The 25,524-nt window shown below is 69.7% G+C and carries 25 protein-coding genes and 1 riboswitch; of the genes, 11 read left to right on the top strand and 14 right to left on the bottom strand.

All coding sequences use genetic code 11. From position 1 onward, the window contains the following. The first annotated feature begins 73 nt into the window (after nucleotides 1–73). Nucleotides 74–1,117, top strand: a complete 1,044-nt coding sequence (locus tag LF262_RS07850) for an LLM class flavin-dependent oxidoreductase (RefSeq protein ID WP_235779744.1) — start codon at nucleotides 74–76, stop codon at nucleotides 1,115–1,117. Here LF262_RS07850 and LF262_RS07845 read toward each other — a convergent pair. From LF262_RS07845 to LF262_RS07820, 6 genes are all read right to left on the bottom strand, one after another. Beyond that, on the bottom strand, nucleotides 1,114–1,950 hold the full coding sequence (locus LF262_RS07845; protein ID WP_235779743.1) for an HAD family hydrolase: 837 nt from the start codon (nucleotides 1,948–1,950) through the stop codon (nucleotides 1,114–1,116). The genes LF262_RS07850 and LF262_RS07845 overlap by 4 nt on opposite strands. Further along, nucleotides 1,943–4,507: a phosphoribosyltransferase domain-containing protein gene (locus tag LF262_RS07840; RefSeq protein ID WP_235779742.1), complete on the bottom strand. Its 2,565-nt coding sequence runs from the start codon at nucleotides 4,505–4,507 to the stop codon at nucleotides 1,943–1,945. The genes LF262_RS07845 and LF262_RS07840 overlap by 8 nt, the downstream gene beginning before the upstream one ends. 65 nt (nucleotides 4,508–4,572) lie before the next feature. Beyond that, entirely contained in the window at nucleotides 4,573–5,766 is a 1,194-nt protein-coding gene (locus tag LF262_RS07835) for an HpcH/HpaI aldolase/citrate lyase family protein (protein WP_235779741.1), read from the bottom strand. A gap of 49 nt (nucleotides 5,767–5,815) precedes the next feature. After that, nucleotides 5,816–6,535: a hypothetical protein gene (locus LF262_RS07830; protein WP_235779740.1), complete on the bottom strand. Its 720-nt coding sequence runs from the start codon at nucleotides 6,533–6,535 to the stop codon at nucleotides 5,816–5,818. Then, nucleotides 6,535–7,110, bottom strand: coding sequence for a TerD family protein (locus LF262_RS07825; protein WP_235779739.1), 576 nt, complete (start codon nucleotides 7,108–7,110; stop codon nucleotides 6,535–6,537). The genes LF262_RS07830 and LF262_RS07825 overlap by 1 nt, the downstream gene beginning before the upstream one ends. Further along, nucleotides 7,110–7,634 (bottom strand): hypothetical protein, encoded by a 525-nt coding sequence (locus LF262_RS07820; RefSeq protein WP_235779738.1) that lies wholly within the window; start codon nucleotides 7,632–7,634, stop codon nucleotides 7,110–7,112. Before LF262_RS07820 ends, LF262_RS07825 begins: the two co-directional genes overlap by 1 nt. 192 nt (nucleotides 7,635–7,826) lie before the next feature. On the opposite strand from LF262_RS07820, the gene LF262_RS07815 reads away from it, so the two are divergent. Next, entirely contained in the window at nucleotides 7,827–9,740 is a 1,914-nt protein-coding gene (locus LF262_RS07815) for a vWA domain-containing protein (protein WP_235779737.1), read from the top strand. A 74-nt stretch (nucleotides 9,741–9,814) separates the two neighbouring features. Further along, the gene (locus tag LF262_RS07810) at nucleotides 9,815–11,011 is read left to right on the top strand and encodes a hypothetical protein (RefSeq protein ID WP_235779736.1); all 1,197 of its coding nucleotides are present in this window, start codon (nucleotides 9,815–9,817) and stop codon (nucleotides 11,009–11,011) included. 4 nt (nucleotides 11,012–11,015) lie between these two features. Here the strand turns inward: LF262_RS07810 and LF262_RS07805 are convergent, their stop codons facing one another. From LF262_RS07805 to LF262_RS07785, 5 genes are all read right to left on the bottom strand, one after another. Next, on the bottom strand, nucleotides 11,016–12,221 hold the full coding sequence (locus tag LF262_RS07805; protein ID WP_235779735.1) for a toxic anion resistance protein: 1,206 nt from the start codon (nucleotides 12,219–12,221) through the stop codon (nucleotides 11,016–11,018). 68 nt (nucleotides 12,222–12,289) lie between these two features. Then, nucleotides 12,290–12,871, bottom strand: a complete 582-nt coding sequence (locus tag LF262_RS07800) for a TerD family protein (RefSeq protein WP_235779734.1) — start codon at nucleotides 12,869–12,871, stop codon at nucleotides 12,290–12,292. Between the two features lie 21 nt (nucleotides 12,872–12,892). Beyond that, complete coding sequence (locus LF262_RS07795) at nucleotides 12,893–13,474, bottom strand: TerD family protein (RefSeq protein WP_235779733.1); 582 nt, start codon at nucleotides 13,472–13,474, stop codon at nucleotides 12,893–12,895. A gap of 24 nt (nucleotides 13,475–13,498) precedes the next feature. Next, complete coding sequence (locus LF262_RS07790; RefSeq protein ID WP_235779732.1) at nucleotides 13,499–14,098, bottom strand: TerD family protein; 600 nt, start codon at nucleotides 14,096–14,098, stop codon at nucleotides 13,499–13,501. 50 nt (nucleotides 14,099–14,148) lie between these two features. Beyond that, nucleotides 14,149–15,258 carry a DUF475 domain-containing protein gene (locus LF262_RS07785; protein ID WP_235779731.1) on the bottom strand — a complete coding sequence of 370 codons (1,110 nt, stop codon included), beginning with the start codon at nucleotides 15,256–15,258 and terminating at the stop codon, nucleotides 14,149–14,151. Nucleotides 15,259–15,524: 266 nt separating this feature from the next. Then, nucleotides 15,525–15,706, top strand: a riboswitch (M-box (ykoK) riboswitch). Nucleotides 15,707–15,769: 63 nt separating this feature from the next. On the opposite strand from LF262_RS07785, the gene LF262_RS07780 reads away from it, so the two are divergent. The 4 genes from LF262_RS07780 (at nucleotide 15,770) to LF262_RS07765 (ending at nucleotide 19,859) form a co-directional block, all read left to right on the top strand. Then, nucleotides 15,770–16,300 (top strand): hypothetical protein, encoded by a 531-nt coding sequence (locus LF262_RS07780; protein WP_235779730.1) that lies wholly within the window; start codon nucleotides 15,770–15,772, stop codon nucleotides 16,298–16,300. Continuing rightward, on the top strand, nucleotides 16,287–17,660 hold the full coding sequence (locus LF262_RS07775) for an LCP family protein (protein ID WP_235779729.1): 1,374 nt from the start codon (nucleotides 16,287–16,289) through the stop codon (nucleotides 17,658–17,660). The genes LF262_RS07780 and LF262_RS07775 overlap by 14 nt, the downstream gene beginning before the upstream one ends. 102 nt (nucleotides 17,661–17,762) lie before the next feature. Continuing rightward, a complete protein-coding gene (locus LF262_RS07770) occupies nucleotides 17,763–18,614 on the top strand; it encodes an SGNH/GDSL hydrolase family protein (RefSeq protein ID WP_308190508.1) in 852 nt (283 codons plus the stop codon). 51 nt (nucleotides 18,615–18,665) lie between these two features. Continuing rightward, a complete protein-coding gene (locus tag LF262_RS07765; protein WP_235779728.1) occupies nucleotides 18,666–19,859 on the top strand; it encodes a multidrug effflux MFS transporter in 1,194 nt (397 codons plus the stop codon). Between the two features lie 61 nt (nucleotides 19,860–19,920). Here LF262_RS07765 and LF262_RS07760 read toward each other — a convergent pair whose 3' ends face one another. Both LF262_RS07760 and LF262_RS07755 read right to left on the bottom strand, forming a co-directional pair. Continuing rightward, nucleotides 19,921–20,310 (bottom strand): DUF1304 family protein, encoded by a 390-nt coding sequence (locus LF262_RS07760; protein ID WP_235779727.1) that lies wholly within the window; start codon nucleotides 20,308–20,310, stop codon nucleotides 19,921–19,923. A gap of 20 nt (nucleotides 20,311–20,330) precedes the next feature. Then, nucleotides 20,331–20,954 (bottom strand): maleylpyruvate isomerase family mycothiol-dependent enzyme, encoded by a 624-nt coding sequence (locus LF262_RS07755; protein ID WP_235779726.1) that lies wholly within the window; start codon nucleotides 20,952–20,954, stop codon nucleotides 20,331–20,333. A 94-nt stretch (nucleotides 20,955–21,048) separates the two neighbouring features. On the opposite strand from LF262_RS07755, the gene LF262_RS07750 reads away from it, so the two are divergent. Next, entirely contained in the window at nucleotides 21,049–21,471 is a 423-nt protein-coding gene (locus LF262_RS07750; protein WP_235779725.1) for a MarR family winged helix-turn-helix transcriptional regulator, read from the top strand. Between the two features lie 2 nt (nucleotides 21,472–21,473). On the opposite strand, the gene LF262_RS07745 is transcribed toward LF262_RS07750, so the two are convergent. After that, nucleotides 21,474–21,842, bottom strand: coding sequence for an antibiotic biosynthesis monooxygenase family protein (locus LF262_RS07745; protein WP_235779724.1), 369 nt, complete (start codon nucleotides 21,840–21,842; stop codon nucleotides 21,474–21,476). Nucleotides 21,843–21,968: 126 nt separating this feature from the next. Between LF262_RS07745 and LF262_RS07740 the strand changes: the two genes are divergently transcribed. From LF262_RS07740 to LF262_RS07730, 3 genes are all read left to right on the top strand, one after another. After that, nucleotides 21,969–22,739 (top strand): nuclease-related domain-containing protein, encoded by a 771-nt coding sequence (locus LF262_RS07740; protein ID WP_235779928.1) that lies wholly within the window; start codon nucleotides 21,969–21,971, stop codon nucleotides 22,737–22,739. 184 nt (nucleotides 22,740–22,923) lie between these two features. After that, the gene (locus LF262_RS07735; RefSeq protein WP_235779723.1) at nucleotides 22,924–24,333 is read left to right on the top strand and encodes an ATP-binding protein; all 1,410 of its coding nucleotides are present in this window, start codon (nucleotides 22,924–22,926) and stop codon (nucleotides 24,331–24,333) included. 52 nt (nucleotides 24,334–24,385) lie between these two features. Continuing rightward, nucleotides 24,386–25,501 carry an App1 family protein phosphatidate phosphatase gene (locus LF262_RS07730; RefSeq protein ID WP_235779722.1) on the top strand — a complete coding sequence of 372 codons (1,116 nt, stop codon included), beginning with the start codon at nucleotides 24,386–24,388 and terminating at the stop codon, nucleotides 25,499–25,501. Nucleotides 25,502–25,524: the final 23 nt, after the last annotated feature.

Here is a 25,524-nt window from a genome sequence, read left to right as displayed (position 1 = left end):
CTGTTATAGAAGGTGGCATCCACCTCACACTTATTTCGGGAACATCTCGGAGCGTCCTCCGGTTGCCGCCCTTGTGACCGCTCTCTCGATCCTGGACCTCGCCCCCGTCGTGGAGGGCTGTTCCGTCTCAGACGCCCTCGTCGCCGCAACCCGCCTCGCGAAGCTCGCGGAGGAGGCCGGCTACAGGCGCCTCTGGTATGCGGAGCACCACAACACGGACGCCCTCGCCTCCAATGCCACGGCTCTCCTCATCGCGAACGCCGCCGCCAACACCTCCACCCTGCGCGTCGGTTCCGGCGGGATCATGCTCCCCAACCACGCGCCCCTCGCGGTCGCGGAGGCGTTCGGCACACTCGCGAACCTCTACGGCGACCGGATCGACCTCGGGCTCGGCCGGGCACCCGGTACCGACCCGCGCACGGCCGCCCTCCTGCGCCGCGGCGCGCGCGACGACGGCGAGGCCACGTTCGCGGCGAACATCCGGCTGCTCGCCTGGTTCTTCGGCGACCAGACCGACGACGCCGAGAGCGTCCAGCTCTCGCAGGGCGTCCACGCCGGGGTCGCACGCGGCACCAAGGTGCCGCTGTGGGTCCTCGGAAGCTCGACGGCGGGCGCGGCCATCGCGGGCCAGCTCGGCCTGCCCTTCGCGGCTGCAAGCCATTTCGCCCCGTTCCAGCTCACCGAGGCGATCTGGACGTACCGCCAGATGTTCAACCCCTCGGCGCCCACGGCCCAGATCTCCGAGCCCTACGTCATGGCGGGCGCGAACCTCATGGTGGCGCCGACCCGCGAGGAGGCCGAGTTCCTCTTCACGACCCACCTGCAGATGTTCGTCGGCATCCGCCGGGGCACGCGCAGCCCGCTCATGCCGCCCGTGCGCGAGATGGACTGGGCCCCGCACGAGGAGCAGATGGCCACCTCGGCCCTGCGCTTCTCCGCCGTCGGGACGCCAGCTGAGGCCGTCGAGTTCCTTCGGACCTTCGCGGCGTCCTACGGAATCGACGAGATCATCCTCACTGGCTACGCCCACGACCCGGCCCTGCGCGAGCGCTCCTTCCGGCTCATGGCCGAGGAGTGGGCGCAGGACTCTTCCGAACCCTCCGCGATTGCCGGCTAGGTGCGGGTGGCGAGGCTTCGCACCCTCACCGACTCGACAATTCCGCTGGCCACACGGAGGAGTTCCTCTCCGGCCTGGACGCCTCGCGATTCCGTGATCCGCAGCCCTGGCCTCACGTACCCCGATTCCTCGAGTTCGCCGTGGCGTGGGCGCAAGGCGACGTCGGCCATCTCGAGCAGGCCGCGGTCCAGGAGCGAGTCGCCCGCCGCGACGAGAGTCTCCCCGCCCACCCGGCGCATGATCTCCGCGACCGCTGCCTCCTTCGTCACAGGTGCAGGGACGCAGTACAGCTTGCGTCCCTGCAGGGACACCACCCAGCCGCGCTGGCCGCACCACGCCGTCAGCTCGTCCACGTAGCCCTCGGGCAGCCCGGTGCGCTCGACGATCGCGTAGGCGAAGAGGTCCTCTGCTGTGCGGATCCGCTGGACGCCCGGCACGGGCGCCCGGCCCAGATGGGCAAGCACATCGCTGATCGGTGCCGATCCGCGCACGACGGCGCCGCGCACCTGGCCCGCCCACTCGCCGTCGGCCTCACCGTCCACGAGGAGGACGCCGCCGTTGGTCGTGATCGCGTAGCGAGTGGCCGGGAGCCGGACACGCCGGAACTGGGCCCGCGTGCGCGTGGTGACGGGGACGAACACCGCCCGTGCCGTGAGCTCGTGCAGGAGGTCCTCGGCCCGGCGGGTCATGTAGCTCAGGGGCGCCCCCTCGTACAGTTCGCTCACCACGAGCGGCGGGTGCTCGTGGCCTTCGAGTCGGTCATCGAGGAATAGCGCCTTGGCGGAGTAGATGAGGGTGCGGTCTAGGTCGCAGGCGACGACAGTCTCACGCATCCGCGGCCGCCTGTCGGATGAGGCCCACGCAGCTGTAGGGCAGGCCCTCGGCCGGCTCGACCGGCACCCCACGCTGCTCGGCGAGGAGCAGCACGTGGGCGAGGTTGCCGCTGCGGAGGCGGCCGGCGCGATCCGTTTCGAGGAGCTCCGGGCGGGCCAGTACCTTCCAGGGAACCCGGCGCAGCAGCACGCGTGTTGTCTCGCCGACGCCCGGCTTGACGAGGTTCACCGAGCCGATGCCCTGCTCCACCGCAATGCGTTCCACCGCCGCCCACCCGGCCCACGTGGGTTCGGGTTTCGACTCCGCTCCGCTTGGCCCGACAAGCGTGTCCCCGAAGCAGCCCGCGACAGTGTCCACAAATTGGTTCGAGACGTCCCGGCCCGCGAGTTCGCCGTAGAACTTGGCGCCGTGGAAATCGTGGGGGCGGACCAGTTCGCGGTTGAACACCGTGCGGGACACCAGGCCCGAGACCGTCGAGTTGAGGCATGCGGACGGGATGAGGAAGTCCTCCCGTGTCCCGAACACGCGCACACAGTGCCCCGGATCGGCGAGGACGGCGAGCTCCGGGGAGAGGTGGGCAGGGTCTCCGGCGAGCTCGGTCGCGTTGAAGTCCGTCACGGCGGCCGCCAGCTCGCGGGTGATCGCACCCTTGCCCGTCCAGCCGTCAACGAACATGATCTGCTCTGGCCGGTGCTTCGTGAGGAGGTACCGGAGGGCATTCCTGTCGATGCCGAGCCCGCGCACGATGCTCATCGTGTAGTGCGGCACGTCCAGTCCGTGTGCCTGCATGGCCCAACGGCGCATGAGGATGCCGACTGGGGTCCCGGCCCGGGCGAGCGAGACGAGGACCGGTTCGCCGTTGCGCAGTGCGAGGACCTGCTCGATCACGTCCGCGACGGCCTGCGCGATGCGGTGCTTCGACTCGGCCAGCGCCGCGTGGAACAGGGCCTGGTACTCGGGGCTGGGCTCGTACTCCTGTGGCAGCGACTCGGCGTAGCTCGCGCGCCCTGACTGGATCGCGGCCTCGCGCTCGTGCGCCGGCGCTTCGAGGGCAGCCCCCGAGAGGTCCTTCAGCAGCCACGCCGCGTCCTCGGGCCGGTACGAACCGAAGCTGCCCGGGCCACCGCCGCCGCGCAGCGGCTCCGGGTACGGCGGCGCGGCGTCGAGGCGGAGCACGACGACGGTCCGTGCCTGCCGCGCTAGGGCTTCGGTGACGCCGGGCGCGCCGGCTCCGAGGTCTTCGTGCGACGTGCCGGGCTCCGGGACGTAGACGATCGCGTCGGGTCCCCCGAGATCCGGCGTGACGAGGTTGTACGCGTAGCGGGTGCCGGAGCCAGGCCCGCCGTCCACGGCGTGGCCATGGGAGGCGAAGGCGACGGCCGAGCGGATGGCATAGCCCGCCTCGTCGAGGACGTGCACGGGGGAGCGAGTCGTCGAGGAATAGAGGGTTCCCGGGAAATGTGACCCCAGCTCGGCGGCGATCGCCAGCGGGAGTGCCAAATGCTCCTCGGAGCCGAGGACCACGACGTGCGCATCGCGGCCGAGCCCAGCACGCGTGAGGGCCTCCGCAACTGTCCGAGCAGGGGACTGCGCGAGCTCTGAGAGCCGGGTGCCAGTGCTCGCGGTGTCCACGCCGAACCTCGCGCTCCGGAGGGGGCTGGACTCCGCTGCGCTGACCTCAACCACCGTCCCGCCGAGATCAGTCCGTGTCACCGGGACGTCGGGTCGGTCCGACTCCGCGAGCCACTCGGCGGCGCGTTCCAGGACATCGCCCGGGAGCTCGATCGTCCCCGCGCCGAGCGCCACGACGCCCAGCTCGCAGCCGAGCTCGCGGGCGAGGGCGTCGAACTCGGCACGGTCGTCGCCGGACCGGAGGTCCACCAGGGTGGCGACCACGTACCGCCGCCGAGCGAGACTGCCGCCAGCGGGCGCGCCGCGGTACGCCGCCTGCAGCTCGCGCACGGTGTTGAGGATCGTCCGGCCTGTGGAGAGCTCATCGTCGACGAGGACCACGGTCTGCGCGCTGGCGAGCCGTGTGGGGTCGGTGGGCACGAGCACGTGGCCCGTCGCGTGCGAGTGCTCCTCCTCGAACCCGCCGAACGGCCGCACTGATGTGGCCTCCCGGGTCGAGTGGACGTAGTACGAGCCGAGGTACTCGGCAACGAGATGCCCGAGCCCGGTGGCGGTCTCCGCGTAGCCCAGCGTCGCGATGGCCTCGCCGAGGGCGGGCGGGACCGTCGGCAGCGGCAGGACCTCGGCTGGCGACGGCGCGTCCCCCTCGAGGCCGCGCAGCAGCGCCTCGGCCGGGGCCGTCAGATCTCGGGCAGTCACATCCCGGGCAAACAGCCCGAGCCTCTGCGCAACCGCTGCGCCAAGCAGCCGGCCCGCCCCGATGGCAAGCGCCGGCGGCGTCGGCACGTGCTTCGCCAGCACGCGCGAGACCAGCAGCTGGGCACGCTTCGGATTGCGCCGCACGGCGAGCCCCACGAGGGCGTCGACGGGTAGGAGGCTCCCAGGCGAACTCGCGAGCCGGATCCCGAGGCGGTCACGCACCACGGCGCCACTCCGCTCGCCTGCAGACGCTCGGGAATCGACCTCAATGCCAATCTCAGCAGTGCCTGTCACTTCATGCTCGCTTCCAAGAGGTCTACGAAGGTCACGTCCGGCCGGGCGACGCCGAAGGCTTCGGCGCGCTGAAGGGCCCGCTGCGCCCAAGCGCGATGCGGCTTGGCCTCGTTCATGCGGTTCCCCGACTGGGAGGCGACGGCACCGCCGCCCGCGGCGTCGGCAGCCAGGATGTCGAGGGCATCGAGGTACTCGTCGTGCGCAACGACGTGCAGCGCGTGCACCAACGGCACATGCGAGGGATGGATCACCGTCTTCCCCAGGAGCCCGTTGGCGAGGTCGAGCTCGATTTCACGGATGAGCCCGTCCAGGTTGGCGCCGAGCAGTTGCTCCCGCAGGACGGCCGAGTTGGCGGCGGTGAAGGGGGTGGCGCGCAGGAGCGGGCGCAGGATGCGCTCGGTATTCGAGTAGTGCTCCCACACCGGTCCGGAGATGATCCAGCCGTCCTCTGGGCGGCCGAGGATGCCCACCACATCCGCGATCACGTTGGCGACGACCGCGATGTCGTAGATCGTCAGGTCCCGCGAGCGGCGCAGCCCGTACGCGGAGGACATGTCCGTGGCCCCGAGCCGCACGGACAGGATCAGCTCTCGGTGCACGCCCAGCAGGTCGCGGACCTTCAGGAGTGCCCCAGCCCGCGTCTCGCGGTGGGTAGTCACGGGGTGCTCGATGATCGGCATCGCCCGCAACGGCGTCCCGCCGGGCCGGACTTCGGCAAGTTCCTCATTGAGGAGTGCGAGGGCCTCGAGGAACCGTTCGCCCCGGCCCGAGGCATTCTCGAACTTCGGCAGCACGAACCCCGTCAGCAGCCGCGCCGCGGGCCCGAACCGGCGGCCGACTGCCAGGAGCTGCTCGGGGGTGCGGGGCCGGACGAACACGAGGGGGAACGCTGGCATGGCGGCGTCGTCGCGCCGGGAGAGCTCGGTCAGCGCAGCCACCACGTTGTCCTCCGCGTGCTCCACGGCCGAGTCCGCAACCGCATCCTCGAGGCACAGCACTGTGCTCGCACAGCCGGAACGGGCGCGTTTCATGATGGAGTCGGCGAGGCTCGGCCTCGTGCCTGGCTGGTACAGGGCGGCGCCCAGCCCGATCGCGAGCGTGCGTGGATCCGAGTCGGCGCCGAGTTGCTGCGGCGGCTGCGCGAAGAGACGGTCGCGGCCGCTGTCGGTCAGGAAGGAGTAGTGCAGCACGGGTCCCCCAAATGTGTGTGCGTGCGTGTGGTACGTGGTCAGTGCAGGGCTAACGCCGCGGGGTTCCCAACCCCACGGTCATGGTGAACGCGAACTCACGCCAGATCTCGCCGTCGTCCCATTCCTCGGGGACCGACTCGGCGCGCAGCTCGAGGAGCGCACCGATGCGGGTCGCGGTCAGCACCGTGCGCTGCCGTGGCCCCAGCGTGCCTTGGACGGCGATGGCCGAGCCGTCGAACGTCTGGACCGTCATAGTCCCGCCGGCCCCGATGAACAGGGCCCGGCGGAGCATGCGCACATGGCGCAGCACCACAACGGCGTCCCGGTTAACGAAGCTCACGAGCGGCCGGTTCCCTGCCGTCGGGACCGGGGTGCCGATCTGCTCGCGGTGCACGCTCTGCGCTCCCGTGGTGCGGTCTTCGCCCTCCCATGCGGTGCCGCGCGCGCCCGTGACGAACAGCGAGCCGATTCCCGACTGCCGCGGGTTCAGACGCACGACGGCGCTGCTCGCCGAGAGCTGGCGGAGCCCGCCGAACGCCGGAGCCGGGTAGAGCCGCGATTCGACAGACGCGGGTTCCGTCGCCGCCGGCCCAGAGCTTTGGCTGGGCTCGACCGCCGATCGTGGGGACAGGTCGAGGCCTGAGGACCGCGGCTGGACGGACGGCGGCTGAGCGGAGCCGGGCCGGCCCTGGACGCGGGATTGCCCGACCGCCGGTTCCCTCACGCGCCGGGTCATGAAGGGCACGTCGGAGCCGCGCAGCCCCTTCATCAGAGATCGAGCCCGAAGTCGCGGGCCACCCCGGTAAGCCCGTTCTCGTACCCCTGTCCGAGTGCGCGGAACTTCCAGTCGTCGCGGTGCCGGTACAGCTCGCCGAACATCATGGCCTTGATGCGCTCGCCCTGGACCTCGGGGACATCGAAGCGCAGCAGCTCGGAACCGTCCGGCCGGGCGAGCCGGATGTAGGCGCTGCGCACGGCACCGAAGGTCCCAGGGCCGCGCACCTCCGGGTCCACGTAGGCCAGGAAGGCGATTTTGGAGACCTCGGCCGGGACACGCGAGAACTCGACGTCGACTTGTTCCACGTCATGTGCAGCGGTGGCGCCAGCGCCGGCGTCACCGTCGAAGCGGACGCCGCCGCCCGCCGTCGTCAGCTGGTTGAAGAACACGAGGTGCTCGGGGGAGAGAGCCTGGCCGTTCTCGCCGCACAGGATCGCCATGGACGTCAGCTCGGACTGGGGGCCGTTGCTCGGGACCATCTGCCAGCCCATGGCGACCATCACTCCGCCGAGGCCGGGGTTCTCCGCGGTGAGCGGTGCGTTGCTGCCCGCGACCATCGTGGCCATCAGTGCATCTCTCCTTCTCCGGGGGCGAGGCGGATGCCTCCGACGTCGAACTTGTCCTGCAGGAAGCGGCCGTGGACGCTCAACTCGGCGATCGCACCGGTGCGCACCTGGTGGTCGAGGTCCAGGGCCGTCGAGTGCAGGATGTCGAGTTGCTCGAGCAGCTTCTCCGACTCGGGGCTGGTGTCCGTGTGCGTCTCGGGCGGGAGCGCCCGGTACACGCGCAGGGACGTGGGCAGGTAGTCGGTGATGATCGCATTGAGGAGGACGCGCTGCTCGGTCGAGGCCCCGTTCTCGGCGATGTAGTCGATGAGGTTGGCGAGGATGTCATCGGTCTGGCGCACTCGCGAGGAGGCGAGCGTCGGCAGGAGGGCGCCCGCACGGCGGACAGCGCTGCGCAGGACGCCGAGAGCGGCGCGCGTCTGCTCGAGCTCTTCCGCCTGTGTGAGCGGCAGCTGCTCGTCGAGGGCACGCTCAGGCTCGCGCCCGGCACCCCCGAAGAGTGACCCGAAGAACTTCCCGACCATGCCCTCCAGCCTAATCGCTGGGTGCGACAGTACGAGGCCCAATGCCGTGGGCCGACGTGCCGCCGCCTTCCGCCGTCATTCTCCGTTCATCAAAAGTTCAGGAGTCATTCCCGTCACGCCTGTACGGTCCCAGAGCGTCCAGCTACCAGTCGAGCGCTGGCCAGCGCGCGCCTTCGATGAAAGGTCCCCGGCATGGGCAGACGAAGCACTTCTCCCTCGCGCCGACGAGCCGCGCGCCGCCGTCGCGCAGCCCGGCCCTGGAGCCGCATCGCAATCATTTCCGGGATCGTCGCAGCCCTGGCGCTCTCAGGAGTCCTGTGGCTGCCCTCGCTCTACGATTCACTGACGGTCAACCGGATCCCGAAGGCCACGACGGCCAAGCTCACCGCGACCCAGCCAGCAGCGCCGCTGACCCGGGACACCCTCCCGAGTTCACCGGGTGCGGGCCCCTGCACGCGGCTCAACGTGCTCGCCTCACCCGAGAACGCCGGGATGGTCCAGGCCGTTGCGAATGCCTACCAGGGCGCGAAGCGCGATGCGGGCGGCCGCTGCGTGGACGTCAAGGTCACGTCCCGCAAGTCCGGCCTCGCTGCGGACGACGCCGCGCGCGGCTTCTCATCGACCCCAGCCGACCAGCAGCCCGCCGTCTGGGTACCGGATGCGTCGATGTGGCTCTCGGCCGCCCGGGCAGCTGGGGGCCAGGGCGCGACGATCGTGCCCGATTCGGGCTCGAGCATCGCCTCCACCGCCGTAGCACTGGCCATGCCCGCGGACATGGCTGCCGCACTGGGGTGGGACTCCAAGGCCCCGACGTGGGCGGACGTGTACAAGGCCGCTTCGGATGCCCGCGGCTGGGAACGCGCGGGGAAGCCCGAGTGGGGATACTTCCGTATTGCCAAGGCGAACGCGTCGATGGCCAGCTCAGGCCTCTTCGCGCTTGCCACCGCCTATTCCGCTGCCTCCGGGCACGACGGCCTCCTCACCACGGCCGATCTCACCTCGACCTTCGCGACCTCCCAGGTGCGGCTCGGCGAGAGCGCCACGAGCAGCTACATGACCACCGCGGCACACTTCCTGGACTCCATCCGCAACGCGCCGGACATCAAGGCCGTCTCCGCCACGCTCTCGGCGCTCATCACCGACGAGAAGTCGGTGTGGGAGTACAACCGCGGCATCACGAGCCCCGATGGGAGCACTCTCGCCAACGGCGCACCGCCCAAGGTCCAGCTCACCCCGTACTACCCGTCCGACGGGGTCTACACGGCCGACTCCCCGGCGGCCGTCCTCTCGGCAGGCTGGGTGGGGGACGCGCAGCGCGCCGCGGGAGAGGACTTCGTGCGGTTCGCGCGCACCGCGGAGGGCCAGACCGCCGTGCGTGCCTCGGGGTTCCGTGACATTCGGGGCGAGGCGGACCTCGCGGTCGCCGACGCCGGCCACTTCGGCACCGCGTCCACCATCCTCGAGGCCCCGTCCGCCGAGCTCGTCAAGGGCCTGCAGAAGGGCTTCGCGGCGGTGCGCAAGCCCGCCCGCGTACTGTTTGCCATGGACGTCTCCGGGTCCATGCGGGACGAGATCCAGCCCGGCGTGACCAAGATCCAGGCCGCGAAAGACGCCGTCGAGGGCGCGCTCGGGCTCTTCGGGTACGACGACCAGGTGGGCATCGAAGGCTTCTCCAACAAGGACGGCGGCGGCCTCGAACCCGGGATCGTCCAGCCGCTCGCGAGCGTCAAGTCCCAACGCGAGTCGATCGCAGCCAAGGTCCGCGGCCTCACCCCCGTTGCCTACACGCCGCTGTACGAGGCCGTTGGCCTCTCCGTGGACACCGTGGCCGGCGGCTACCGTTCCGACGCGCTCAACTCGGTGATCCTGCTCAGCGACGGAACCAACGACACGGCCCGGCCCGGCACACTCGAGGACACGGTCGCGAAGCTCTCCCAGCAGTCCGCGACCGGCAAGCGGATCAAGGTCTTCACGCTCGCCTACGGATCCCGGGCGGATACCGAAGTCCTGCGGAAGATCGCCGCTGCCTCCGGAGGGCAGTACTTCGACGCGACCGATCCCACGCGCATCCGGGACGTGCTCAAGGACCTCGCCGGCAGCCTGTAGCCCGCCCCAGCGTGAGCGAGCGCGGGACGTGGGTGGGCCGCGCCGTCGTGCGCCGGAAAGCGTAGGCTCGTCTCATGCCGAAGAGCCGCACGCGCAAGCCGAAGAACACCCGCCCGGGCTCCGCCACGTCCCTGGGGGACTATGAGCGCCGGCGTCGCAGTGTGGACCTCATGGTGGACGGCCTCACGCCGGAGTACATCGCGTGGGCCTCACGCGGCGAGGATGACCTCTCCGCGTTCGCGGCGGGGCAGCTGCTGGTGGTGAAGATGTTCATCACAGTCGTCACCAGCCTCGGCAAGGGCGCGCCGTCGCTGCGCCTCGACCCTGACCACGTAGCGGGCTTCCTGACGCCGTTCCTCGACGACGTTGCCGGGGCCGCAGAGGACGAGGCCAGCGCGGTGGACGACCAGCGGTACGTGGTGGGCACCCTGATCGACTGGCTGAGCTTCCTCGAGGAGACTGGGCGCTGGCAGGGGACCGCCCAGGAGCTCGAGGCCGTGGCCGAGGTGCTCGACGCGGAGGCGGAGGCCCTCGGGGGGATTGTGGACAGCGGCCCGCGCGCCGACCTGCCCCAGCCGAGCGAGGAAGAGGCCGCCGAGTTCGCTGCCAACGCACCATTTGTGGGCCACGCTCTGGCGCTGCTCGACTGGCTCGGTCCTGAACGGGAGACGACGCCTGACGCCGGTCTCGACCCGGACGCGCTGGCCGCCGCCGCGGAGCGCGTCGGGTCCGAGGCGCGTGCCGCACGACTCTGGGAGGCCATGGCCAACGCGGAGCTCATCGATGTGACCGGCGGGGTGGCCCGCCCCGGTGAGGGGGCGGCAGACCTGGGCAAGAGCGACGGCCTCGGGCGCCTCGAAGCGCAGTTCCTCGGGACCGAGATCGTCGTGGCTGCGTGCACGGACGGAGCGCCGGGCACCCCTGAAGGAGAGACCTCCGCGGTCCTCACCACCATCCTTGCCGCTGCGGTCCGCCAGGAGCCCTTCCCCCTCGCGGATGTCGCCTCCCTGGGCGAGGGGCGCACCGAACCCGGTGAGGACCTCGGAGTGGAGGAGGAACTTGGCGCCGACGCGTCCCTGCAGCTGAAGGGCCTCTCCGAGGCTCTCGTGGCCCAGATCCGGGAACTCGAGGCGCTTGGCCTCGTCGACACGGGCGACGGCATGGTCAACGTCCCCGTCGCCGCGCTCGACTCCGTCTACGACGCGGTCGTGGACTATGACGACGAACTCGTCGAGGAGGACGTCGAGGACGAGGACCTCGTCGAGGACTGAGGTCTCAGCCCGCGTTGCCCTCCTGCTTGCGGACGCGCTCGATGTACGGGCGGGACCGCTCGAGCCCCGTCTCGAGTGCTTGCACCGTACTTTCCATGTTCTTGGCCGCCTGCGACCTGAACGTGTCGATCGCGTCCATCGTCTGGTAGATGTTCGCGAAGGCCTTCTCGAGCGTCTGCACCGACACGCCCGAGCTGGCGGCCTGCTGGTGGATGCGCCCGGTCTGGTCCTTGAGCATCTCCGAGGTGCGCATGATCATGTTGTTCGTCGTGGTGTTGATGGCGTCGATCTGATCGAGCACGAGCTTCTGGTTGGCGAGCGCCTGCGCGACGATCACGGCCGTGCGCAGGGCGCTGATCGTGGTCGTGCGCGCGCGGTCTACGCCCTTGATGAGCTCGCTGTTGTTCTTGCGGATGATGTCGATCGCGAGGTAGCCCTGCACCGACACCGCGAGCTGGGTCAGGATGTCCTGACGGCGCTGGCGCACCGGGAACAGGACGTCTGACTCGAGCTGCTGCGCGTGCTCGGTCTGGCCCCTGCGCCGGACCTCGTCGATTTTCTCCACGGTCGCCTTGTCGAGTTCCTGGGCGAAGACAGCGTACTCCGAGAGCTGCTGCATGGTCTCCCACAGGTTCGCCTTCTCCTGCGCGAGCGCCGCGTTGTCCTTCATGAGCTCGTCCTGGCCGGCCATGAGGGACTTGATGATCTTGTCCAGCTGGGTCTGGGCAGATTCGTAGCGCTGGAAGTACCGCGCGAGCTTGTTGCCGCCGGGGATCACGCCCAGGATCTTCCGCCCCACGCTCAGGTCCGCCTGGTTCGGCGTGAGGTCCTCCACCGTGGTCCGCAGCTCACCGAGCGTGGAGGCCACGTACATCTGTGCGCTGTCGCCGGCCTTCTTCGCGCCCGCGCGGGACGTGCTCGAACGCTCGAGCATGCGGTTCGACGCGTCCGACGACGAGATCATCTCCCGCCCGGCGAAACGGTTGAGGCCCTCGACCTTCTGCTGGAACTCGGGGCTGCGCGAGTCCATCGCCGCGATCTCTGCTACGAAGGCCTTGGCCTGGCTCGCGATCTCAGTTTGGCGCTCGCTGCCGACTGGGACCATGCCGGGTGCCTGCTCCTCCTTGATCACGGGGGCAGGCTCGGGCGCTTGGAGCACGAGGGCATTCTCGGCCTCGGTCGGGTCCGGAGGGGTCAGGGAGATGGACATCGCGAAAGCTCCTAAGGGTGGGTGGGTGGGCTGCTGTGGGACGTGGGGCTGCTGCCGGGGGTGCTGTGTCAGCCGAGGTTCACGCCGAAGTCCGCGGCAACGCCGGCCAGCCCGCTCGCATAACCCTGGCCGACGGCCTTGAACTTCCACTCGCCCGCGTTGCGGTACAGCTCGGCGAAGATCATGCAGGTCTCGGCCGCGGCGTCTTCGGAGAGGTCGTAGCGGACCACCTCGGCGTCGGTGCCCTCGTTCACGATGCGGCAGTACGCGGAGCGGACCATGCCGAAGTTCTGCCGGCGCGCGTCCGCCTGATCGATGCTCACCACGATGACAATGCGCTCGATATCCGAGGAGACCTTCGTAAGGTCGACCTTGATCTGCTCGTCGTCGCCCTCACCCTCGCCGGTGCGGTTGTCGCCCTGGTGCGTGACCGAGCCGTCGGGCGTCTGCTTCTGGTTGTAGAAGATGAAGTCGGCATCCGAGCGGACCTTGCCGCTCGCGCCCACGAGCAGTGCCGAGGCGTCGAGGTCGAAGGCGTCACCCGTCGTCGTGCGCGGATCCCAGCCCAAGCCCACGATCGCCTTGGTGAGGCCGGGGTCCGTCTTGGTGAGGGAGAGGTTGCCGCCCTTGGAGAGGGTCAGTCCTGCCATGTCAGTGCTCCTTCTCTGCGGTCAATCGAGGACGATGCCGAAATCGGTGGCGACGCCATGCAGGCCCGACGCATAGCCCTGCCCGACGGCGCGGAACTTCCACTCGCTTCCGTTGCGGTAGATCTCGGCGAAGACCATGCACGTCTCACTCGCGGCATCCTCGGTGAGGTCGTAGCGGACGATCTCCTGATCAGTCGCTTCGTTGACCACCCGGCAGAACGCGCCGCGGACCATGCCGAAGTTCTGGCGGCGGGCCTCCGCCTGGTCAATCGAGACGACGATGACGACCTTCTCGACATCGGCCGCGACCTTCGTGAGGTCGACGAGGATCTGTTCGTCGTCCCCCTCGCCCTCGCCGGTCCGGTTGTCACCCTGATGGATGACGGAGCCGTCCTTGGCCTCGAGCTGGTTGTAGAAGATGAAATCGTCGTTGCTGCGCACCTTGCCGCGCGCCGAGACGAGCAGGGCGCTCGCGTCGAGATCGAACATCTCGCCCGCGGTGGTGCGCGGGTCCCAGCCCAAGCCGATCATGGCCCGGGTGAGGCCAGGGTCCGCTTTGGTCAGGGAGAGGTTGCTGCCCTTGCTGAGGGTGAGGCTTGCCACGGTGCTCCTTTGTCGTCGCGTGTGCTACAGAACGGCGGCCGAGGCCCCGACGAGGTCGCCGACCGTGCGGCCGTTGGCCGGCTGGCCAACGGCTGTGAACTTCCAGCCTGCACCCTCACGGGACAGCTTGGCCATGATCATGCCCGTGTACGGGCCCTGCTCGGTGAGCGTGTAGCGCGCCACCTCCGGGCTGCCCGCCACCGAGTCGTCCACCACACGGCAGAAGGCGTTCTGAACCTGGTTGAAGGTCTGCTGAGAGTAGCTCGTGATGACGAAGACGATGTGCTCGACCGCGCCGTTAACCCCGGGCAGGTTGACCATGATCGTCTCGTCATCTCCCTCGCCGGCGCCGGTGAGGTTGTCTCCCGTGTGTCGGATGGACCCGTCCTTGCTGGCGAGCTGGTTGAAGAACACGGTGTCGAGGGCCTGGCGGTTGGCGTTGTAGAGGATGGCCGAGGCGTCGAGGTCGATCTCAGCGGCGCCGCCGCCGAAGAGGCTTCCGAGGAAGCCCTTGCGCGGCTGCTCCACGGCATCCCAGCCCAGGCCCAGACGGACCTGGGACATGCCCGAGCCGTCCTGTTTGGTCAGCGAGAGGCCCTGGCCCTTCTGCAAGCTCAGTCCCACAGTGTTGCTCCTTATGTTGTCCCTATGGGGGTGCGGTTGGTGCGATTCGGTCAGGTAGTGTGCGCGTGTTCCGGTTCGGCCACCTTGCGCCTGTTCCGCCGGATCGAGCCGATGAAGGCGGCGCCGATGAAGAACACTCCGATGAGGCCGGTGACCACCTCATTGACCTCGACCCCAATCGTGATGAGGAGGATGACGGCGAGGGCACCGATGGCCCAGTGGGCGCCGTGGTCGAGGTACTCGAACTCGTCGAGGGTGCCTTGACGCACCAGGTAGACGGTCAGTGAGCGGACGAACATCGCGCCGATGAGGCCGAGGCCCAGGGCGATGATGATCGGGTCCGACGTGATGGCAAAGGCGCCGATGACGCCGTCGAAGGAGAACGAGGCGTCGATGACCTCGAGGTAGAGGAACAGCATGAAGGCTGCCTTGCCCGCAACCTGCACGGCCTTGCTCGAGCCCTTGCCGTGGGTGCCGCCAGCCGCGGTGGGGATGTCCTCGGCGTCGATCTCACCGCTGGCATCCGTGTCGAAGAGCTCGCCGAGGCCCTGGACGAGGAAGTACGTGACCATGCCGAAGATTCCGGCCATGAGCACGCTGCCCTGCAGTTCGGGCCCGGAGAGCTGGCCGATGACGGCGAGGGCGAAGAGCCCGACCACGAGCGAAGCGCCGTTCATCCTCCCGACCTTCGCGAGGGGCATCTCGAACCACCGCAGCCAGGTGATCTCACGTTCCTCGAAGAAGAAGTCGAGGAAGATCATGAGCAGGAAGATGCCGCCGAACGCCGCGATCTGCGGGTGGGCGTGGTGGAGGATGTAGGCGTAGCTCCCGGGCTCGTCGATGGGGCCCTTGGCGAGTGCGAGCTGCACGGCCTCGACGGGGTTGAGCTTGGCCGTGAGCCCGACGATGAGCAGTGGGAACAGCACGCGCATGCCGAACACGGCGATGACGATGCCCACGGTCAGGAACATCTTCTGCCAGAACGGGGTCATCCGCTCGAGAATGCGGGCGTTCACCACGGCGTTGTCGAAGCTCAGGCTGACTTCGAGGACACCGAGGACGAGCGCGAGGAAGAGGGCCTGCGGCCCCCCATAGAGGAAGGCTACGACGAGTGCCACGGCGCTCACGCCGAAGGACCAGCCGAAGGTTCTCAGAAACACGTAGGGCGCAGAGCTCCTGGTTCGGGCCCGGGGTGCCGGGCGGCAATCTGTAGGCTGCACAACCTTCAGGAGCGGTTCCCCCGAGACCAGCCACGGCCATTATGTCGCGGGCCGCCGACAATACTTAATCCCCGTCCCTGTGGACCAAGCAGCCTCTGGTGGTTCAACGGGGGATGGGTGCCGGCGGTTCCCGCCGAGACCCGGCGGACATCGTGCTGCGCTGATTTGGTGGTGCTCCTCCGCCTCCTGTAAAGTCGTTGCCGCAAGGCGCCACTTGTTAGCTGAGGCTCCTTCGCGGACACAGGCCAGCGACCCGGAACGTCGAGAGACGCCAAGGGTCAGGACAGGCCATCCCGGATTAAGGGATGGTTCCGATTGGCTCCCCGTCGTCAACACTGCGTACGGGGTCACGACGCGAAGTGCCGAAGGTCTTACGAGGAGAGGTACCCGCGGACCGAACGGCCGCGCTTCTCGCGCCGGATGCACTCGATCTGAGCCCGAGGTACTCGCCATGCTGTTCATCATTGCCCTCGTGCGCGCAGCCGTCGTCGGACGCCGCCGCACTGCAATCCTCATCGCTCCGCCGGCGCTGCTCGTGCTCGGGCTTGTGATTGCGGCCCTCGCGGTCCGGGACCTCTCGGCCGCCCACGTGCTCGCCCCCGGATTCGCGCCGCATGGTCCGAGGGCCCACGCCGGCGTCGCAGGCCGCGAGGCCGACCTTCTCGTCCGCGCTGTCGCTGCTCTCGCCTCGGAGGCCACCCTGTTCGCCCTCGTGGCGGGGATCGTCGCGGTCCTGGCGTTCGCCGTCGCGGGGGTAGCGTTGGCCGTCGTCGAGGAGACCGCGGGCCGCGGCAACGCGCTCGTGCGCGGTACCGTCCGCGCCCTGCGCTCTGAACGGGGGCTGCCCGTCACCGTGCGCGCGGTCGGGGGTTGGTGTTCAGGCGCCCTTCAGCAAGTTCCGAGCTTGGCCCGCTACGGTGGGCCAGCGCGTCCCCAGGGGCGCCCCAACCACCCGGGAGGTACGCCGCATGCGCAGCTCTGACGACGCGCCCTACCGCAACCTGTACCAGAAGTCACTGGCCTACGACCGCCGGTGGACTTACCGCCGACGCCGCGTGGCCGTCCTGGCAGGGATCGTCACTGTGGCGCTCGTGCTCGGCGCGGGGATCTGGGTTGTGGCGACTTACTTCAGCTTCGACAACGGGATCCGCCGCTCTGAGGCGCTCAGCGGCGGGGTGGGCCTCGACCAGGACGTCAATATCCTGCTCATGGGCCTCGACTCCCGGCTCGATGAGAACGGCAAGCCGCTCGGCCAGGAGGAATACGACGCACTGCACTCGGGCTCGGCCGACGACGGCGGCTACAACAGCAACGCCCTCATGGTCCTGCACGTGCCCAAGGACGGCAGCCAGGCCACGGTCATCTCCATCCCGCGTGACGACTACGTGGACCTCGCCGGGGCGCCCGACGGCATGAAGCAGGGCAAGGTCAAGCAGGCCTACGGCTATGCGATGGACCAGGCCCTGCACACCCTGAGTGCGAACCCGGGCGGGAAGGGCCAGGACCAGATCTACCAGGCCGCGCGCGACGAGGGCCGGAAGGCCGAGATTGCCACAGTCGAGGACTTCCTGAACATCAAGGTCGACCACTTCGTCGAGGTCACGATGTCCGCGTTCCTCTCGGTCGCCAAGGCTGTCGCGCCGATCACGGTGTGCCTCCAGGAGGCCACGAAGGACTCCTACTCGGGAGCCGACTTCAAGGCGGGCCAACAGCAGCTCAACGCGCAGCAGGCCGTGGCCTTCGTGCGGCAGCGGCGGGACACGTCCGGCGACGGCGTCGAGCTGAGCGACCTCGACCGCTCACGGCGCCAGCAGGCGTTCATCTCCTCGCTTGCGACCCAGCTCAAGCAGAAGGGCACCTTCACGGACATGGGCAAGGTCACGGGCATCATCGATGCGCTCAAGGACAAGATGGCAGTTGACCAGGGCCTCAACCTCATCGACTTGGGGCTCAAGGCCAAGCAGCTCACCGAGAACAAGACGAAATTCGTGACCCTCCCGATCGTCGAATTCGGGTGGAGCGATACGGGCGAGTCGGTGAACATCGTGGACAAGAAGGCGATCCAGGCCCAGGTCGCCGACCTGCTGAACCCGAAGCCAGCTCCGGCACCGGCGTCCTCGGCCCCGGCGTCCTCGGCCCCGGCATCCTCGGCGGCGGCGCCCGCTCCGCAGGCGTCCGAGGCCGCGCGTGCCCCGGGGCCCGGCGGCGCCGCTTCGCCCCAGCAGGCCGAGTCCAAGCCTGCCCCGGCTCCTGCGCCGCCCTCGCCGTCTCCGTCATCGACCTTCAATGCCGGTGACTGGTCCGACGCCCTCGTTGGCGGCGGCATCCCGTGCGTCAAGTAGCCTGAGCCAAGATGGGGCGCCGCTGGGCCGGGGGACCCCATCGTCAACAGGTGTTCACCCGATCGTGGCCTGCCAGTGGCGTCCCATCCGTAGACTCGCGAGGTGGATGGCAGCAGTCGCGGGAGCCAGAAGAGATTCGTCGCCCTGGGCGACTCCTTCACTGAAGGCGTCGGGGACTGGAACCCGATGCTGCCCAACGGCGTGCGCGGCTGGGCGGACCGCGTGGCCGAGAAGCTCGCCAAGTCCGAGAAGGGCTGGGAGTACGCGAACCTCGCGGTCCGCTCCAAGAGGCTGCGCCAGATCGTCGCGGACCAGCTCGGCCCGGCGCTCGCCATGGAGCCCACACTGGTCACCCTCTATGCGGGCGGGAACGATATCCTCGACGTCGGCACGGACATGGACGCGCTCCTGACCCAGTACGAGGAGCTCGTCCGCGCCCTCGCCGACACGGGGGCAATGCTCGTGCTGTTCACGGGATACGACGTCAAGGTCAACCCGTTGCTCGAGCCGCTGAAGCGCCGCAACCGGCAGTACAACGAGCATGTGCGGGCTCTGGCCCGCGAATTCGACGCGGTCCTTGTGGACTACTGGTGCTTCGACGAGTACGCCGATCGGCGCATGTGGGACTCGGACCGGCTGCACATGTCCAAGGCGGGCCACAAGTTCCTTGCCCGGCAGGTACTCGACCAGCTCGGCTACACCCAGGCATTCAAGCCTCGCCAGTGGGAGCCCCCGCTCCGGCGTGGTCCGCGGGAGTGGATCGCGGCCCAGCGCACGTGGCTCAACGACTGGGTAGTGCCTCTCATCGGACGCAAGATCCGCGGGGTGACGCTCGGCGACCATCTCCTGCCCCGCTGGCCCGAGCCCGTCAGGGTCCCGCGCAAGGGCGGCCTCCGCCGGTACGTCCAGGAGCATCCCGACGCCCTCGCCAATACCCCTGACTGGGCGCGGTAGTATGCGGAACCCGTAGTCTAGGCAGATGCCTGACGTCTCAACCGTTCCGCCATGCCCGTCCGCGCTCTGAACCGGCAGGGCGGACTGAGGGCGCCGTGGGTTCTGGTCCTGGCGTTCCTCGCGACTATCGCCCCGCTCGCCACCGACCTCTACCTGCCGAGCTTCCCGCGCGTCCAGCAGGAGTTCGTCGCCAGCGCGTCCGGAGTCCAGCTCACGCTCACGGGGTTCCTCGTCGGCATGGCCGCAGGCCAGCTGGCGTTCGGGTCGCTCTCGGACAAGTTCGGGCGCCTGAGGCCGCTCCTCGTGGGTACCGTTGGGGCGATCATCTCGTCTGCGGTCGCGGCGCTGGCGCCGAACCTCGAGGTGCTCATCGGGGCGCGTTTCGGGCAGGGGTTCCTCGGCGCGGCGGGCATCGTGATCGCGCGGGCCATCATCGTGGACCTCACCCATGGCGCAGAGACTGCCCGGACCATGAGCCTCATGATGACCGTGGCCGGAGTTGCCCCCGCGATCGCGCCGTCGATCGGCGCGCTGCTCGAGGACCCCATCGGGTGGCGCGGCATCATGTGGACCCTTGCCGCGCTGTTCCTGCTCATGACAGTCAGCGTCTTCACGGTGTTCCGCGAGACGCTGCCCCCCGAGCGGCGCGGCGAACACGGCATCCTCGGCGGCTTCGCCCAGTTGTTCCGCGTCCCGCGCTACCTCGGGTACGCCGGGCTCTTCGCCACCTCGTTCGCGGCGATGATGACGTACATTCCGGCCTCGCCGTTCGTGTACCAGGTGGTGATGGGCCTGTCTCCGCTCGTGTACGGCATGCTGTTCGGATTCAATGCGGTGGGCCTCATCTCTGCGGGGTACATTTCGTCGCGCCTCGTGCGGCGCGTCCCAGCCCAGCGGATCGTTGCGCTAGCAGCCCCGGCGCTCCTCGTCTTCTGCGTCGCCATCCTCGCCGTGGCGCTCCTGCCCGTGCCGCACTGGCTCCTCGCGATCCCGATCTGGTTCGCCGTGACGAGCGTCGGCTTCCTCATGGGCAACTCCTCGGCCCTCGCCCTCGATGCCGTGCGGCACGTCTCCGGCAGCGGCTCGGCGCTGCTGGGCGCCGCCCAGTTCGTCTTCGGTGCGGTGGTCTCACCGCTCTCGGGCCTCGCGGGGGAGCACACCGCCGTGCCGATGGCCCTCGTCATGACCTGCGCTGCCGCGGTCGCCGCCGTGCTCGCCCTGGCCCTGAGACGCCGGCACGGCTGACCGCCACGGCTGAGCGGGGCCCCGGACGAACCGCGCGACGTGCTCGTGCGGACGGGCAGGTTCAGCCGGCCACCACGAACGCCACGAGCCCGACCAGCGGAAGTACCGCCTGCCCGATCGCGCTTCCCCACAGCCGCCGCTCGGTGATGCCGAGCCACGGCCCGAGCAGGAGGTTCGCCCCGAGCGCGTACAGGACGATCCCGATCCCCGCCGCGTGCGCGGCGCCCGATACGGCGTTGGCCATCCAGAGCCCTGCAGCGATCCCCGCGGCCGTGACGATGTTGACGGCCCCGATGTTCTGCGCCCACATGCGGACTGCGCCCTCGGTGCCTGGGTCCACGTAGAAGATCGGCCGGAAGCGCTGGTCTCCGTGGAAGAAGATCTCGAGGATCCCCACGGAGATGAGCGTCAGGGCGAACAGGCCCGCGGCGAGCTGGGTGATGAGGTTCATGGCGGCCTCCTCGGGCAGCCTCAGGGTTTCAGGGATGCTGAGCCCGGACCCGCCAGGCGGCTGAGCCACGCCCGGCGCCCGGTGAGCAGCAGGAGAAGGGCCTCCATCGGCCCCTCGACGGCAGGCCCGTTCCCGGACTGCCAGTCCACGTCGGTGGCCCGCAGGCCGAAGCCGGCTAGCCGCCGTCGTGCGTTGAACGGGAAGGCGACCCGCCACACCTGGTCGGCGCAGGCTGCGGCGGCGTCGACAGGCATGCGGTGCTCGAGGCCGAGCGGGATCGCGATGTCCTGGGTGTGGACGAGGACGTCGAGGAGAGGGGTGGTGCCGCCGGTTCCGGGCGCACGACGCCGCGTGGTGGCCAACCGCCGGTAGTCGCCGAGGATCTCGGTCACCGGCCGCGATCCGCGGCGCTGGGCCTCGATGAGGACCATCCGGTTGAAGTCCGCGCGCCCGCGCATAACGGCCGCCGCGGCGCCCCACGGCGTGGTCTGCGGGGCCGAGATGATATGCGCCGCGACATCCCGGACCCGCCAGCCGGGGCAGAGGCTCGGGACGTTCCACTGCTCGGGCGGGAGCCGCCATAGGAGGCTCGCGAGCGCCGCGCGTTCGGTGTGGATGTGGCCCCAGAGCTCGTTGCCGTCCATCGGGCACCCCCTGGAAGACGTCATTCTGGAAGGAGTGAAAAGAAGTACGAAGTCCTGACTGATTATGGTCAGGGAGACTGACTAGAATCAAGGGGTGGCGTTCAATATCGGCCTGCTGCTGTACATTCCCTACCGTGCCCTCGAGGACCGCGTGTACGAGGCGGTGGCCGCCGCCGGTTTCACGGACATCACGATGGCCCAGTCCCGCGTCTTCCAGCGGATCTCGCAGGCCGGCTCCCGGGTCACTGAGCTGGCGGACCGCGCCAAGGTGACCAAGCAGACCGCGAGCGCGCTCGTTCAGGCTCTCGAGGACGGTGCGTACGTGGAGCGCGTCCCAGACCCCACGGACGCAAGGGCGAGCCTCGTCCGGGTGGCACCGCGCGGCGCGGCCGCGACAGCCATAGCGGCCGCTGAGATCGCACGAATCGAGGCCGAGTGGCGGCGCGAGCTCGGCCCAGCCCGCTACGACCGTCTGATCCGGGACCTCGAGGTGCTACGGCGGCTCACCGATGAGTGAACCTACTTCCCGAGGTCCGCGGGCTCGAAGCTCCACAGCTCGGCCGAGACGCCCACGGGACGCTGGCCGGCGGCAGGTGCGGCGGCGCCGTCGGCCGCGTCGGAACCGTGGGCGGCGGAACCCTCTGCGGCGCCCGGACGCCCGTGCCCCTGTCCGAACGAGGCCGAGTTCTTCCAGGCCTCGAAGCTCTCCTCGTCCGCCCAGCGCGTCACCACAAGCCACACGTTGCGCCCGTCCGTGGGCTGCAGCAGCTCGAAGCCCTCGAAGCCGGGGACACCGTCCACTGCGCCGGCGCGCGCGGCGAAGCGGCGGGCAAGCTCGTCGCCCGAATCGGCGGGGACGGTGATGGCGTTGATCTTCACGATGCTCATGGCCCGATCCTCGCAGGTCCGGCTGGCCGGCGCCTGAACATGACGGACGCCTGAGCACGATTAGGCTTGTGTGCGAGGCGTCATGGGGGCGCTGTCAGCACGGCGAAGGGGACCACCGTGGATTTCATGACCGGCCCGCTCAGGGCACGCGTCGCAGGGCAGGCCGTCATGGTCGAGACGCTCCGACTCCAGTCCGGCACACCGCGCCGCCGGGGCCTCGCGAAACTGTTCGGAGCCAACCCGCTAGCGCCCGAGGCCCGCAGCTGGTACGCGGGCGCCGTCGGGGAGATGCGCGTGGCCCGGGCACTGGCCAAGCTCGGTCCCGAGTGGCACGTGCTCCACTCGATCCCCGTGGGCACGCGCGGCGCGGACATCGACCACCTCGTGGTCGGTCCCGGCGGCGTCTTCACCCTCAATACCAAGAACCACGCAGGCAAGGACGTCTGGGTTGCCGGGAGCGTCCTCATGGTCAACGGCCAGCACCAGAAGTACCTGCGGAATTCGGCCCACGAGGCGCAGCGCGTCTCGAAGATCCTCGGGGATGCGGCTGGACGGGAGGTCCCGGTGCGGGGCGCCGTCGTGCTCGTGGCCCCGCGCCGGGTGACGATCCGCCGTCCCGCCGAGGGCGCCGCCGTGGTCACGGACGGGCAGCTGCGCCGCTGGCTCACCAAGCAGGCCAAGGCGTTGGAGGAGGCCGACGCCGAGCAGCTGGCAGCGCTCGCGGCGGAGCCGGCCACGTGGGGCCACGCGAGCGCCCCCGCGGATGACCCGTCCGCGACCCGCATGTCCTTCGGCACCCTGCACACCGCCGTGATGCGGGCGCACGGCCGCCGACTCCTGTGGGCGGCCGGCGGCACGCTCGCGCTGTTCGGCACCGCTGGCGCCTGGCTACGTTAGCGGCGCGACGGCCGTCCGTTCCTGCTCAGCTGGGCGCGTGAAGCACTGCCCAGCGCGGCGTGTTGCACACGACGCGCTGGGACGGAATGCCCGTCACGGGAACGAGCGGACGCTGTTCGCAACCTCCGCGCCACCTGCCGTCGCTAGACTCGCCTCAGCATCCATGACGCGCGAAGGAGCCCCCATGACCACGTGGCGGATCAGGGATTTCCACCCCTCGGACCTCGACGGGATCCTGCTGCTCTGGAGTGCAATGACGGCCTCGGGGATCGAGCCCGTGTACTCGCTCTCGGAGGTGCTCGCATCCTGCCAGAAGGACGTCGCTGTCGTGGCCCTGCACGGCGAGGACGTGGTCGGAGCGGCGGTGGGACGCGCCGCGCACGAGCAGGGCTGGATCGTCTTCCTGGCCACGCTGCCTGAGTGGCGCTCGCGGGGCATTGGGACCGCGCTGCTCGCTGCGCTCGAGAACCGCATGGCCCCGCTGGGCCTGACCAAGCTCTCGGCCCTCATGCCGGACACCGAGACGCGGCTCGAGGCGTTCCTCTCCCGCGGGTTCAAGGACGTGCAGAACCTGCGCTTCTTCGAGCGGCAGATCCCGGTGGCCCGCACGGAGCTCGAGCCGCTCGCACAGCTGGGCGGCCGCGTGCTGCCGCGGGACCTGTGGGACCGGGTGGCGGGCATGAAGCGGGAGAAGCAGCTGCTCGAGCGCCGGCTCGTCCTGCCCCTGGCCCAGGCGGAGCTCGCGGACGAGTTCGGGGTGGTGCCGCCGCGCGCCGTCGTGCTGTTCGGTCCGCCCGGGACGGGCAAGACGACGTTCGCGAAGGCGATTGCGTCCCGGCTGGAGTGGCCGTTCGTCGAGGTGTTCCCCTCACGCCTCGCCGGTGATCCCGAGGGGCTCGCGGGGGCCCTGCGGAAGACGTTCCTCGAGATCTCCGAACTCGAGCACGCCGTGGTGTTCCTGGACGAGGTCGAGGAAATCGCCTCCCACCGCGCGGGAGACCCGCCGAGCCCCAACCAGGGCGTCACCAATGAGCTGCTCAAAATCATCCCCGCGTTCCGCGAGCAGCCGGGCCGGCTCCTGGTCTGCGCGACGAACTTCATCCGGGCGCTCGACTCCGCGTTCCTGCGGCACGGCCGCTTCGACTACGTGATCCCGATCGGCCTGCCGGATGCGGAGGCCCGCCGGTCCATGTGGGAGCGGTTCATCCCCGAGGCGGTCCTTGCGGAGGTGGATGTGGAGGCGCTGGTGGCCCGCACCGAGGGCTTCTCCCCGGCGGACATCGAGTTCGCCGCGCGGTCGGCGTCCCAGCGTGCCCTCGAGAAGGCCGTCTACGCGGCGGAGCCCGCGCCCGTGCTCGGCATGGCGGGCTCGCCAGCGGCGGGTGGCGCCCTGCACCGGGAGCCCGCGGACGACGCCGGTCTGGTCGCCCAGGGCGTCTCCGGCGCCGCTGCAGGGGAAGCCTTCGTTAGTGGTGTGCGGCGCGGCCCCAGCACGGAGGACTACCTCGAGGCCATCGCCGAGACGAAGACGACCGTGAGCGAGGACGTCGCGGCCGCCTTCCTCGAGGACATCGAGGAACTTGCGCGCGCGTGAGATATGAGCGGGCAGTGTGATCTACGCACCTCCGCCGTGGGAGAGTGGACCCATGACAGCGCAGTACTCCCATGGCGTCCTCCACGCCCCCGGCCCTCAGACTTCTGACGTCGAGGACGCCGATGCCGCGGCCGAACGGGCGGGCACCCCGCGGCTCAAGCCCCTCTTCCATGTGGCGCGGCGCCTCGGACAGGCGTGGAATGACCTGCGCACGCGGCAGGCGAGGCATGGGGACTACGTGGCGCAGGTTGTCGCCTACCGCGGATATGGTTCCACGCGCCGGGTGCGGGTGCTCGGCCGTGTCCTCTACTCGAGGCCGGGCCTACACGGGGCGCAGGACGCGTTCAACAACTTCCGCGGCTGGGTCTCGTTCACGTCGGTGCCGATCCAGCACGCCGAGGTGAGGGTCGAGATCGGGGCGAGCCGCGCCGTCGTGCGCGCGGACGGGGGCGGCGTCGTGGACGCGCTTGTGGACGTTGAGCTCGAGCCGGGCTGGCACGAGGTGCGCATGAGCGCCGACGGAGCGGAGCCGTCTACCGCCCAGGTCCAGATTGTCGATCCGGGCGCACGGTTCGGGATGGTCTCGGACATCGACGACACAGTGATGGTCACCGCCCTCCCGCGCCCGTTCCTGGCACTGTGGAACACGTTCGTGCTGAGCGAGCGGGCCCGCACGCCGACGCCGGGCATGGCCGTGCTGCTGGACCGGCTCGCCGCGGAACATCCCGAGGCGCCGATGGTGTACCTCTCCACGGGGCCGTGGAATGCGGCCCCGACCCTCCAGCGCTTCCTGGGCCGCAACCTGTACCCGGCTGGCCCGCTCCTGCTGACGGACTGGGGGATGACTCCCGACCGCTGGTTCCGCTCAGGCCGTGAGCACAAGCGCGAGAACCTCATGCGGCTCGCTGCCGAGTTCCCGGACATCCGCTGGCTCCTCATCGGGGACAACGGCCAGCATGACGAGTCCATCTACGCCGAGTTCGCCGCCGAGCATCCGGAATCGGTCGCCGCCGTCGCGGTGCGGGAGCTGTCCCCGGGGCAGGCGGTCTTCGCGGGCGGTACCACGCACGACGGCGACGGGGCCACCCCCCGCCCGGACGTCGTCTGGACGTCGGCGCCGGACGGTGCAGGACTCGCGGCGCAGCTCGAGGCCGCGGGGGTGCTCTAGCCGCCGCCCGCCCCTGGATGCGG

This window comes from Sinomonas notoginsengisoli, from assembly GCF_021554725.1.
GTDB lineage: Bacteria > Actinomycetota > Actinomycetes > Actinomycetales > Micrococcaceae > Sinomonas > Sinomonas notoginsengisoli.
The sequence above is the reverse complement of the archived record's forward strand: the minus strand, read 5'-3'. Positions and strand labels throughout refer to the sequence as shown.